The organism is Pseudomonadota bacterium (genome assembly GCA_039196715.1).
In the GTDB taxonomy this organism is placed as follows: domain Bacteria; phylum Pseudomonadota; class Gammaproteobacteria; order CALCKW01; family CALCKW01; genus CALCKW01.
Genome location: JBCCUP010000002.1, coordinates 46909 through 58842, shown reverse-complemented (window position 1 = coordinate 58842; position 11934 = coordinate 46909). Strand labels below are relative to the sequence as shown.

The following is an 11934-nucleotide window of genomic DNA, read 5'->3' as shown; positions in this document are numbered from 1 at the left end:
TGCGCATACTGGCGAGCCGGATTTCTGGACGTTTCCACATGGGTTCCGCCGCCGCGCACCGCACCGTTCACCGGCTCGACTACCAGCCGCCGCCGTTCTGGCTCGACGCGGTGTGGCTGCAATTCGACCTCGACGACGCGTCCACGAGGTTGCGCAGTCGCTTGACGGTGCGCCGCAACCCCGACGTCGCCAACCCCGAAGGGCTTTGGACGCTCGACGGCGAGGCGTTGACCCTGCTGGGTGTGCGGATCGACGGGCAGCCGTTGGCGCGTGCGGCCTACGAGGTGGACGAGCACGGCCTGACGCTCCGCGGCTTGCCCGAGCACTTCGAGCTCGAAGTCGACACGCGGATCGCACCGGCGGACAACACCGCCTTGAGCGGCCTCTACGTCAGCAACGGGGTCTACTGCACCCAATGTGAAGCCGAGGGCTTTCGGCGTATCACCTACTTCCCCGATCGCCCGGACGTGCTCGCGCCCTACCGCGTGGTGTTGCGCGCCGACAGGGCCCGCTGCCCGGTGTTGTTGAGCAACGGCAACCCGGTCTCGACCCGCGCCATCGACCCGCGGCGTGTCGAAGCGGTCTGGGACGACCCGCACCCGAAGCCGGCGTACCTGTTCGCCCTCGTTGCCGGTGACCTCGCCTGCCGCAGCGATGCGTTCACCACGTCGGCGGGGCGCGAGGTGTCGCTGAACATCTTCACCACCGACGCCTACATCGACCGCACCGCGCACGCCATGGCCTCGCTCAAGCGGGCGATGGCGTGGGACGAACAGCGCTACGGGCTCGCCTACGACCTCGACGTGTTCAACATCGTCGCGGTGGACGATTTCAACATGGGGGCGATGGAAAACAAGGGCCTCAACATCTTCAACACCAAGTACGTGCTGACCGACGCCGAGACCGCCACCGACACCGACTTTCTCGGCGTCGAGTCGGTCGTCGCACACGAGTACTTTCACAACTGGACCGGCAACCGGGTGACCTGCCGAGACTGGTTCCAGTTGAGTCTCAAGGAGGGCCTGACCGTCTACCGGGATCAGGAGTTCTCCAGTGACCTGCACGTGCGCGCGCTCAAACGCATCGAAGACGTGCGCCTGCTCAAGGCGCGTCAGTTCCCGGAGGATGCCGGTCCCATGGCACACCCGATCCGGCCGGAGAGCTACGTCGAGATCAACAACTTCTACACCCTCACGGTCTACGAGAAGGGCGCCGAAGTTGTCCGCCTGTACGACACCCTGCTCGGCGAGGACGGGTTCCGGCGGGGCATGGACCTGTACATCGAGCGCCACGACGGCTCGGCGGCGACCTGCGACGACTTTCGCCGGGCGATGGCCGACGCCAACGGCGTCGATTTCACCCAGTTCGAGCGCTGGTACGCGCAGGCCGGCACGCCGGAGCTGCGCGTGGACAGCCACCACGACGCCGAGCTGCAGCGGTTCACCTTGACCTTCAGCCAGCGGATACCAGGGCAGGCTGAAGCCGGACCGCTGGTGATCCCCGTGCGGCTCGGGCTGCTTGGCCGCGACGGCGGCGCCATCCCGCTGCGGCTGGCGTCAGACGCCGAGGCACCGCTCGAGCGCGTGCTGGTGGTCGACAGCCGCGTGGCGCAGTTCGTCTTCGAGGGCGTGGCGTCGCCGCCGGTGGTGTCGCTGTTGCGTGGGTTTTCAGCCCCTGTGACCCTGGTGCACACGGTCAGCGACGCGGACAACCTTGTCCTGTTGCAGCACGACAGCGACCTCTTCAACCGCTGGCAGGCGGCGCAGGACATGCTCGGCAGCCGCGTGCGCGCCCTCGCCGATGCCGCGGAGCCGGATGCGACGGCCGAACTGTCCGAGGCGGTCGTTGACGGGCTTGCGACGGTGTTGCGCGACGGCTCGCTGCCGCCGGGCGTGCGCGCCGAGGCGCTGACCCTGCCCGACGTGAACACGGTGACGGCCCAACTCGACACGGTCGATATCGACGCGGTCGACCGTGGCCTCACCGTGCTCAAGCGCAGCCTCGCTGAGCGGCTCGCACCGCACCTGCGCGCGGTCGTCGAGGCGCCGCGGTCGGCGCAGTTCTCGCTCACGCCCGACGCCGTCGGCGAACGCGCGCTGCGCGCGCTGTGCCTCGATTGGCTGAGTTGTTCGGACCCGAGCTGGGCGCATCCGGTGCTGGCCGATCAGTACCACAGCGCGGGCAACATGACAGACCGCCTGGCCGCGCTGCGCATCGTCACGCACGCCACCGACCCCGGCTACGAGGCGCTGCGGGCAGAACTGCTCGGCGACTACGAGCAGCGGTATACCGGTGACAAGCTTGTCATGGACAAGTGGTTCGCGTTGCAGGCGACCAGTCCGCGTGGGGCGGTGGTCGAGGACATCAGACGCCTCCGGCAACGGGCCGATTTCGACGTGCTCAACCCGAACCGGGCGCGCGCGCTGTTTGGCGTGTTTGCGTTCAACAACCCGGTGCGGTTTCACGCCGCCGACGGCAGCGGCTACCGCTTGCTGGGTGATTTCCTGGCCGATTACGACGCCATCAACCCCCAGACCGCGGCGCGGCTTGCGAGCGCGCTGGCGCAGTGGCGGCGGCACACGCCCGCGCGTCAGGCCCACGCCCGTGCGACCCTGTCGGCGTTGCGCGATCGCGAGGGGCTCTCGCGAGACACCTGGGAGATCGTGTCCAAGGCCTTGCATGACGCGTGACAGGGCGCCGTCCACGGGCCTGAACAGCGCGCGGGTGGCCATCGGGGTCTGTGTCGCGCTGTTTGCCCTCGGTCAGTTTCACCGCGCGGCGGGTTCGGTGTTCTCGCCGATCGTGATCGAGCGGTTCGCGCTCTCGGCCTCGGCGGTGGGCCTGCTGGTGTCGACCCTCTTTTTTGCCAGCGTGGTGGCGCAGGTGCCGGCGGGTGTCTGGCTCGACCGCGTCGGGCCTCGCCGTGCCCTGCTGGTGTCGTCCGCGTGTGTGGCGCTCGGCACGCTCGGCTTTGCCCTCGCCGACAGTCCCGCGGGCTTGATGGCGTCGCGTGCCACCATCGGCCTCGGCATGGCGGCGATTGGCGCCGGCAGCCAGGTCCTGCTCGCCCGCAGCGTCCCGGCGCGGCAATTCGGCTATGCCAACGGTCTGGTCGTCAGCCTCGGCGGCGTGGGCGGCCTGCTCGGCACCTTCCCGCTCGCGGTGGCCCTCGGCGCCTTTGCCTGGTCCACGGTTTTTGCCGCGGTGGCGTTCGTGAGCGTGCTGATTGCGGTGGCGATTCACCGCGCCGTGGCCGAGCCGCCGACACCGCAGCCGACGTCGTCATCGGCGGGCCGGGGTCTCGGCGTGCGACGGGTGCTGGCGCAACCCGACGTCGGCCGCATTCTCGCGTTGGCCGTGGTGAGCTACGCGCCGATCACCACCGTCACCGGCTTGTGGGGCGGACCTTACCTGCAGACCGTCTACCGCTTCGACCCGGCCCGGGCGGGCGCGGTGTTGATGTTGTTCTTCGCCGCGACCATTGCCGCGGGTTACAGCTTCGGTGTGCTGGACCGGTCAGTCCGACGCCGGCGACGACTGATCGTGGTGTCGGCGTTGGTGTCAGTCGGGTCACTGCTGTGTCTCGCGGTGTGGCCCGACGTGCGTGCCGAGCTTGCAATCGCGTTGCTGCTCCTGATGGTGTTCAGCCAGCAGTACTACGTGCCGTTGAGCGCGCACCTGCGTCGGGTGGTCGCGCCCGAGGGGCTCGGCCGTGCGGTGGCGGTGTTCACCTTCGTCGCGGTGTTGGCCATCCCGGTCATGCAAACCGGCTTCGGGCTCGTGCTCGATCTCGCGGCGGCGCTCGGCTGGCCGCCGCGCGAGCAGTACCGGCTGGCCTTCGCTGCGATGGCCGCGGTGATCGCCGTCTGCACCGCGGTGTACGCGGGCTCCCGCAACGCGGACGAAGCCGACTAGCGTGTCGCCCCGGCCGGGCAGATCACTTCGGCCACCACGAGGTTGCCCACGCGCGCGTCGCGGCGGTTGTTGTCCGACGCCCACACCAGTTTGAGGCCACGCTCACCGTTGGCCAACCAGACGCCGGGACTGAAACTCGCGTGCGGTTGGGCGAGGTAGCCTTGAGAGGAGTTGCCCCGCCCCGGGTTGGCGGCGAGGTCCCAGCCCATCCAGGCTGTGCGCACGCGCCAGGTGGCGTCCAGATCGACCAGCAACAGCGGTGTGGTTTGGGCGTCGCTGGCGCTGTCCTCGTTGCCTCCCTGGTAGAAGCTCAGCAGCACCTCAGCGCGGTCGGGCGCCGCCGAGACGTGAGCCGCCGGCACGCCGTTCTGAAACCGTTCGCGAAAGTTGAGGTGTTGTCGCCAGGTCAGCGAGTCGAGGTCGACTGTGTACAAGCCCTGCACCAAGCCCCGTGGCGGGCTCGACAGGCCCCGCCAACCCTGCGGCGGCTGTGAGCCGGCGATGACGAAAAACTCGCGCCCGTTGCTGTTTTGCATCACGTCGAAGTGCGAGGGCCGCCCGATCACCAGCTTGCCCGACGTCGCCTCGAAGCGGGCGGTGTCGAACACGCGCACCTGCTGCGTGCCGCGGCTGCCGGCGAATTGCGTCCCGTACAGCGCGTCGAACTGAGCCTGCACGATCACGTGCTTGCCTGAGGGGCTCAACGCCTGCCAGTCCATGTTGCGACGGCCCGCGAGACCCGGAAACGTGGCGTGCGAAATCACGTCGGCGGTGCGGGGGTTGAAGACCACGACAACGGCGTCCTCGCCGCGGGCAAACTTGGTCACCAGGCGGTCCCCGGAGGCCGACAACGCCCCCTGGCCATGGTGTCCTTCGAGCCTGAGCGCGTCGGCGTTCGGCAGGTCGAGGTGGCGGGCGAGCTGGGCGCGCGTGAACGCCGGCGTGTGCGTGTCGGTTTCGACGTCGTAGCGCACCACCGCGTGCGTGCTTTGCGAGACATAGTACGCCGTGTCGTCGTCCACCGGATCCCACAGCCAATCGAGCAGTGGGCCGTTGTCCTGCACGGTACGGACAGGCTTGTATTGCATACCGTCGAACAGCACGCGCTGCTCCTTGCCGTGGCTGACCAGCCAGCGGCCCGTGGCCGAAAAGGCACTGTGTTGGCTGTACTCGTGTCGGGTGTTGAGCGTTTCAGGCGCGATGCCGGCGGCCTGCAACACCGCTTTGTCGGCGACGTGGTGCACGCGCAACGCGTGGCCGTTGCGCTGGGTCGGGTGCGTCCAGACGGTGTCCTCCCCGGGGTCGGGGAGGTGCGGCGGAATCGGTACCCAGGTGCGCGCCAAGGCGCGCGGCACCGTTTCGAAGGTCGGCTCGCACACTGCGACGGCGACGCCCGGTGCGAGCGCGGCCACGAGAATCCAGACCATCGGGTGTTTAGACACGCCGCTCCAACGCGCTGAGGCGTTTTTCGATGCGGGCCACTGAGACCTTGTCACGGGTGCCGAGTTCCTGTGCGAACAACGAGATGCGGAGCTCTTCAAACAGCCAGCGCACGGCCAGCCAGTCGCCGTCAAAGCTCAGATCGTCGTCGAGCGCGGTCGGCAGTGACTTGAAGCGTTCCCACAAGGGTAGGAGGTCCGTGCGCAGCCGCCGGTCCTTGTCCGGCGCTCTGTCGATTGCGTCGAGCCGGCGGTCGATCGCCTTGAAAAACACCGGCATGCGTTTGAGCTGCTCGGCCGGGGTGGCGGACAGCATGCCGGGGTAGATCAGGTGGTCGATCTGGTCGCGGATGTCGGCAACCGGCTCCACCCAGGCCAGCGAGCTGCTTCGCCGTATCCGCTGCTCGACGGTTGCGCAGGCGTCGAGCGCGGTGACCAGGTGCTCGCTGAGGCGGTTGGCGGCGCCCTGCAGGTCGCGTCGGCCCGACGCGAGCGTCTCGAGAAAGGCTTCGCGGGTGCGCGCGGGCGCGCGGCCCGCGAGGAAGACCGCGTCGAGTGCGCTGTCGAGCAGGTCCGCTTTGAGTTCGTCGACGGTGCCGCGCCCGGCGAAACGGAGCGCGAGTTTGTCGAGCGATTTCAATTGCTTGTTGAGGTAGCGGATCTCGTCGCGCAGGTGCAGTGCGAACAGGCGACGCAGGCCGAGCCGGTGCTCGCGGCTCGCCTGTGCCGAGGCGCCGTAGACGCGGATGGCGACCGTGTCGCCGTGGTCGACGAGTGCCGGGTAGCCGGACAGCGCGATGCCGGCCTGGTCGATGTCGACCTGCTCGGGCAGATCGCCGAAGCGCCAGTCGGTCAGGCCGTCGCGCTCGAGGCTGTTGTCGGGGCTGTCAGAGAGGCTCTCTTCGACCTGGCCCTCGAACGCGCGCTGCAGGGCGCCGAGGTCGCGGCCGCTCGCCAGCACCGTGCCGTCGCTCGCCAGCACTTCGAACCGCATGAAGAGGTGTGCAGGCAGCGCGGTGGGGTCCCAGTCGGACACCGCGATGTCGAGACCGCGGCTGGCCTTCAGCCTGGCCGAGAGTGCGCGCGTCAGGGTGGTGTCGGACGGTGTGATGTCGGCCAACAGTGCGCGGGCGACGTCCGGTACCGGCACCACCTGCTTGCGGCTGGCCTTCGGCAGCGAACGCAGCAGGGCCTCGATCTTCTCGTACATCAAGCCCGGCACGATGTACTCGCACTGCGCCGCGCCCACCCGGTTCAGCAGCACCACCGGGATGCTCAGGGTGACCCCGTCGTCGTCGGCGCCGGGCGCGAAGTGGTAGCGCAGTGGCAGCGTGGCGCCGGCGATGTCGATGTGGTCGGGGAAGCTCTCGTAGGCGACCGGTGCCGCGTCCTCGAGCATGACGTCGGCGGTGTCGAAGTACAGCAACCGCGGCGTCTCGCGCTCGACCTCGGTGCGCCAGGTCTCGAACGCCGGCTGGTTGTACACGTCGGCGGGCAGGCGCGCATGGTAGAACGCGGCGAGCGTTTCCGGGTCGACTTGCAGGTCCCGGCGTCGCGACTTGTCTTCGAGCGCACGCACCGAGTCGAGCAGTGCCAGATTGTGGGCGAGAAACGCGCCCTGGGTGTTGAGCTCGCCTTCCACCAGCGCGTGGCGGATGAAGATGTCCCGGGCGCCGGCCGGGTCGATCGGGCCGTAGTTCACCCGCTTTTTCGGGTTGACGATCAGGCCGTAGAGCGACACCTTGGCGTAGGCACCGACCTGGCCGCGTTTGCGTTGCCAGCGCGGACTGAAATAGCTGTACTTCACCAGGTGCGGCGCGAGCGCCTCCAGCCAGCGCGGGTCGATCGGCGCCACGCAGCGGGCAAACACGCGGCTGGTTTCAACGATTTCCGCCGCAACCAGCCAGCTGGGGCCGCGCCGGCGCAGGCTCGAGCCGGGGAAAATGTGCATCTTTCTGCCGCGCGCGCCGGCGTAGTCGCCCTTGTCGGTCTTGCGCGCGATGTGCGACAGCAGGCCGGCCAACACCGCGCGGTGCACGTTGTCCGGTGGCGCTTCGGTGTCGTTGCGCCGCAGCGAGAGGCTGCTGCAGGCCTCCGCAAGCTGCCGGCGGATGTCGATCCACTCACGCACCCGAAGCGGGCTGAGGAACTGCGCCTTGCACCACTTGCGAAAGCCGTTGCCCGACAGGGCGCTGCGTTGCACCGTGACCAGGCTCCAGAGGTTGGTGAAACTCAGAAAATCCGAGCTCTCGTGGCGGTGCTCGGCGTGGGCCTGGTCGGCGCCGGCCTGCGCCTCGAGCGGGCGTTCGCGCGGGTCCTGCACCGAGAGCGCCGAGACAACCGTCAGGACCTCGTCGAGGCAGGCTTCGTTGTCGGCGGCGAGTAGCATGCGGGCGAGGCGCGGGTCGACCGGCAAGCGCGCCATGCGCCGCCCCAGTTTGGTCAGCGCGCGCCGCTCGTCGACCGCGCCGAGTTCCTGCAGCAGCAGATAGCCGTCGTTGATGAAGCGCCGCTCGGGGGCCTCGACAAAGGGAAAGTCCTCGACCGCGCCCAGGCGCAACGCCGCCATTTGCAGGATTACCGACGCGAGGTTGGTGCGCAGGATCTCGGGGTCGGTGAAAGCGGGGCGCGCGTTGAAATCGTCCTCGCTGTACAGGCGGATTGCGACGCCGGGTGCCTCGCGGCCGCAGCGGCCCGATCGCTGGTTCGCCGACGCCTGCGAGATGGGCTCGACCGGCAGGCGCTGCAGTTTCGAACTCGCCGAGTAGCGCGACACCCGCGCGGTGCCGGTGTCGATCACGGCGCGGATGCCGGGCACGGTGAGCGAGGTCTCGGCCACGTTGGTGGCCAGCACGACGCGACGGCGGTCGCCGCGTTTGAAGATCTTCTGCTGCTCGGCGTGCGAGAGTCGGCCGAACAACGGCAGCACCTCGAGCCCGCGCAACCGTTTCGATTGGCTCGCGTGCCTGCTGAGGGCCGCGCTTGCATCACGGATGTCACGTTCGCCCGGGAAGAAGATCAGGATGTCCCCGTCGACGGCGGCAGCGAGCTCCTCAGTGGCGTCGATCAGCGCCGCCAGCGGGTCGGTCTCGCGGCCGGACTCGGTGTCGACCGTCGGCCGGTAGCGAAGCTCGACCGGGTAGGTGCGTCCCTCGACGCGCACGATCGGCGCCGGCGTGTCGCCGTGTGTGAAGTGGGCCGCGAAGCGCTCGGGGTCGATGGTGGCCGAGGTGATGATGAGCTTGAGGTCTGGTCGGCGCAGCAGCAATTGCGCGAGGTAGCCGAGCAGGAAATCGATGTTGAGCGAGCGCTCGTGGGCCTCGTCGATGATCAGCGTGTCGTAGGCGTTCAGCCAGGGGTCGCGCTGGATCTCGGCGAGCAGGATGCCGTCGGTCATCACCTTGACACGCGCCGTTGGCGACACCGTGTCGGAGAAACGCACGGTGTGGCCGACCACCGCGCCGGGCTCGGTCTGCAACTCGCGCGCTATGCGGTCGGCAACGGTGCGCGCGGCGATACGCCGTGGCTGGGTGTGGCCGATCAGCCCGTGGGTGCCGCGGCCGAGTTCCATGCAAAGTTTCGGCAGCTGTGTCGTCTTGCCGGAGCCCGTGTCGCCGCAAACGATCACCACCGGGTGGGCCGCGATGGCCTCGCGCAGCGGATCGCGCGCCGCAGACACCGGCAGTGCCTCGGGGTAGCTCAGCGTGATCGGCGCCGCGCGGCGGGCGTCGACCACCGCGACCGATGCACGCACGCGTGTCTGCAGCTGTGTCAGGGCATCGATGTCCGGCTGGTCGGTACGCGCACGTGCGGCGAGCGCGGTGATGTCGCGGCGCAAACGGTGTCGGTCCCGGGTCTGCACGGCGTCGAGTTGGCCGCGCAGGGACGAGAGGGTTGGCATGGTCACGGTGAAGGGGTCACAAAGGCGTTTGCCGGCGGTCGGCCCACGGCAGTGTACGCCTCGCGGGGTGCGGCACAAGCCCGGGCGCCACGCTTCAGGCGCTGTGTTGAACCGGGTGGAAGGGGCGTGCGACGCTGTGTGGCACGTCACGAAGGGGGTGCTGTTGGTGATTGCACGTTGGCTGGCAATGCACTGGCAGGGGCGCGTGCCCTTCTGGGTGACGTTGGCGGTGTTGCTGGTCGGGCTGCGGGTGGGCCTGGGCCTGCTGCAGGGCGCGGTTCCCCGCTCGGCCCTGGTGGTCTGGCTGGCTTTGAGCCTGGTGGTGTGCACGTGGCAGGTGGTCGGCGGCTGGCGTGCCATCGATCGGCACACGCGCTCGCTCGGCAGTGCGGTGGGCGGGTGGTTTGGCTACGCGGCCCTCACGCTGGTGTTGGCCCTGACCGCCGTGCAGGCGCTCGATGCCGCCGCGCGGCGCGGCCACGTGGCCCCGCCACCGGCGCCGCCGGCCGAGGTATTCACGTTGCCGCGCCTCGACGGCGGTCGCACGGTGGTGATCGAGGGTGAAATCGGCTGGCAGCACCACAGCGCGGTGCAGGCTGCGTTGGCAAGCGAGCCCGGGATCGGCCGCGTCCTGCTGCGCAGCGAGGGCGGTCTCGTCATGGCGGCGCGTGCAATTGCGGCCGACATCGAGCCACACGCTCTCGAGACGCGCAGCGACACGCGGTGCTATTCGGCGTGCACCCTGGTGTTTCTCGCCGGAGCCGATCGGCGCCTTGGCGCCGGTGCCGAACTCGGCTTCCACCAGTACAGTGTGCGGGCGCCGGTCCAGCGCGCGCTGGTCGACACGGCCGAGGCGCAGCGCCGAGACCAGGCCTACCTGCGCCAGCGCGGGGTTTCGGCTGCCTTTGTCGAGCAGATCTACCAGGCCCCCGCCGAGGCCATGTGGGTGCCAGACCCCACCACGCTGCTGCAAGCCGGTGTGTTGACGGCGCCCTGATTCCGGTCCGCTCGGGAACCAACGGCGTGAACGGCAGTCAGCACCCAAGACGGGCGACGCGTCCACCGATCTGAACACGAGGTGACACCATGCGATTCTGGCTACCGTTGGTTCTGATGATCGGCCTGGCACCGGCAGTGCACGCGAACGACACCGAACCCACACAGGTGATCGACGCGCAAATTGCCGCGTTCCAGGCCAACGACCTCGACACGGCCTTCTCGTTCGCGTCGCCCACGATCAAACGCATCTTTGGCACGGCCGAGCGATTCGGTCGCATGGTGCAGCGGAGCTACCCGATGGTGTGGCGACCGGCACGTGTGCGGTACGGTCAATTTTCCGACGGCGGTGTGCAAACGGTGTTTTTCACTGACACCACGGGTTCGGTGTTCGAAGCGCGCTACGAGATGCTGAAGACCGAGTCCAGCTGGCAGATCAATGGCGTGTACGTGCGGCAGGCCGGCGTCGGCGCCTGAGCACACAACGCCAACGGTATTCGAAAAGCCCGTCAGCGACGGGCTTTTCGACTCAGGGCGTCAGCCCATGTGGAAGAAGCACAGCTTGTTGCCGTCCGGGTCGTGCACGTAGGCGCCGTAGAAACCGTCCATGCGTTGACCCGGAGCGCCCGCGTCGGTAGCGCCGAGTGACAGGGCCTTCTCGTACAGTGCGTCAGCACCCTCGGGCGAGCCACCCGGGATAGCGACCATCTGGCCATTGCCACAGCTCTGGTCCTCACCGTTTGCCGGCGTACACACTGCAAGCATGGCGCCGTTGTCGTCGGTGCCGTAGAACTTGATACGGTCGAGGCCAAATTTCTGTTTGCCGCCCACCAGGGCGAGCAGCTCATCGTAGAACGCGAGGGCGCGGTCGAGGTCCGTGGAACCCAGGGTTGCATAACCAATCATCAGATGTGGTCTCCGTATGGCGACGCGGTGGCCGCGGTGGTGTGGCGCAGGCAGGTGCCTGCAGGCGTAAGGGGTGGCCGGTCACAAGCCCCGCAGGTGTCCGGACTTGATCCAGACTCGGGCACCATGGGGCCCGGCGGTGGCGTTCAGGGTGGTGCCAACCGGCACGCGCAGCCAGGAGTGCTTTCGCAAACGGTCGCCCTGCTCGTCAAAGCCGCCGTCGAGCACCAGCACCTCGGCGCCACCTGAAGCGTCGACGTCGACCACGGCGCCGGGCTCCCACTGCTCGACGCGGACATTCTCGAAGGCATCCTTGTACAAGGGTGACACGCTGACACCGTCGCGGTGTCGGTCTGGCACCGCGCCCAGCTTGTCCAGCTTGGCGTGCACGAAGGTGCGGTCGTCGGGCTGGAACTGCCAGAGCTTGACGAAAATCACGCAGCCGGGCTTTGACCCGGGTGTGTGCCGGGACTGCGGCGGGTTGCGGATGTAGCTGCCCTCGGGCCACTCGCCGTAGTCGTCTTCGAACACGCCCTCGAGCACGATGAACTCTTCGCCACCCGTGTGCACGTGCGAGGAGAAGGCGCTGCCAGGGGCGTAGCGGACGATGGTCGTGACCCGCTCGTCTTCGGTGTCGACCCGGTCGAGGCGCCGGCGGTCGACGCCGGGCATGGGGGATTTCTCCCACTCGATCTCATCTGCGTGCAGCAGCACGCGCTGGGCAAAATCGGCGTTGACGTCCATTTGGGCCTCCGGCTGGGGCGAATCGGGGAGTGT

General features: G+C 68.5%; 8 protein-coding genes. 4 read left to right on the top strand and 4 right to left on the bottom strand.

Annotated features, from left to right (window positions below):
• Window positions 1-38: 38 nt before the first annotated feature.
• Entirely contained in the window at window positions 39-2690 is a 2652-nt protein-coding gene (gene pepN, locus AAGA11_01515; protein ID MEM9601514.1) for an aminopeptidase N, read from the top strand.
• Window positions 2680-3915 (top strand): MFS transporter, encoded by a 1236-nt coding sequence (locus AAGA11_01510; GenBank protein MEM9601513.1) that lies wholly within the window; start codon window positions 2680-2682, stop codon window positions 3913-3915. The genes pepN and AAGA11_01510 overlap by 11 nt, the downstream gene beginning before the upstream one ends.
• On the opposite strand, the gene AAGA11_01505 is transcribed toward AAGA11_01510, so the two are convergent.
• Together AAGA11_01505 and hrpA are read right to left on the bottom strand one after the other, a co-directional pair.
• Entirely contained in the window at window positions 3912-5357 is a 1446-nt protein-coding gene (locus AAGA11_01505) for a hypothetical protein (protein MEM9601512.1), read from the bottom strand. The two genes, AAGA11_01510 and AAGA11_01505, sit on opposite strands and share 4 nt — an antisense overlap.
• Window positions 5350-9255 carry an ATP-dependent RNA helicase HrpA gene (gene hrpA / locus AAGA11_01500; GenBank protein ID MEM9601511.1) on the bottom strand — a complete coding sequence of 1302 codons (3906 nt, stop codon included), beginning with the start codon at window positions 9253-9255 and terminating at the stop codon, window positions 5350-5352. Before hrpA ends, AAGA11_01505 begins: the two co-directional genes overlap by 8 nt.
• Before the next feature lie 136 nt (window positions 9256-9391).
• On the opposite strand from hrpA, the gene AAGA11_01495 reads away from it, so the two are divergent.
• A complete protein-coding gene (locus AAGA11_01495; protein ID MEM9601510.1) occupies window positions 9392-10252 on the top strand; it encodes a hypothetical protein in 861 nt (286 codons plus the stop codon).
• An 89-nt stretch (window positions 10253-10341) separates the two neighbouring features.
• Window positions 10342-10728: a DUF4864 domain-containing protein gene (locus tag AAGA11_01490; GenBank protein MEM9601509.1), complete on the top strand. Its 387-nt coding sequence runs from the start codon at window positions 10342-10344 to the stop codon at window positions 10726-10728.
• A 60-nt stretch (window positions 10729-10788) separates the two neighbouring features.
• Here the strand turns inward: AAGA11_01490 and AAGA11_01485 are convergent, their stop codons facing one another.
• Window positions 10789-11157, bottom strand: a complete 369-nt coding sequence (locus tag AAGA11_01485; GenBank protein ID MEM9601508.1) for a VOC family protein — start codon at window positions 11155-11157, stop codon at window positions 10789-10791.
• Between the two features lie 81 nt (window positions 11158-11238).
• Complete coding sequence (locus AAGA11_01480) at window positions 11239-11901, bottom strand: cupin domain-containing protein (GenBank protein ID MEM9601507.1); 663 nt, start codon at window positions 11899-11901, stop codon at window positions 11239-11241.
• Between the last annotated feature and the right edge of the window lie 33 nt (window positions 11902-11934).

Excerpts from the sequence above, each read along its gene's own strand:
- AAGA11_01480 (MEM9601507.1), bottom strand. The coding sequence starts at position 11,901 with ATGGACGTCAACGCCGATTTTGCCCAGCGCGTGCTGCTGCACGCAGAT.
- AAGA11_01490 (MEM9601509.1), top strand. The coding sequence starts at position 10,342 with ATGCGATTCTGGCTACCGTTGGTTCTGATGATCGGCCTGGCACCGGCA.
- AAGA11_01510 (MEM9601513.1), top strand. The coding sequence starts at position 2,680 with ATGACGCGTGACAGGGCGCCGTCCACGGGCCTGAACAGCGCGCGGGTG.
- pepN (MEM9601514.1), top strand. The coding sequence starts at position 39 with ATGGGTTCCGCCGCCGCGCACCGCACCGTTCACCGGCTCGACTACCAG.
- hrpA (MEM9601511.1), bottom strand. The coding sequence starts at position 9,255 with ATGCCAACCCTCTCGTCCCTGCGCGGCCAACTCGACGCCGTGCAGACC.
- AAGA11_01485 (MEM9601508.1), bottom strand. The coding sequence starts at position 11,157 with ATGATTGGTTATGCAACCCTGGGTTCCACGGACCTCGACCGCGCCCTC.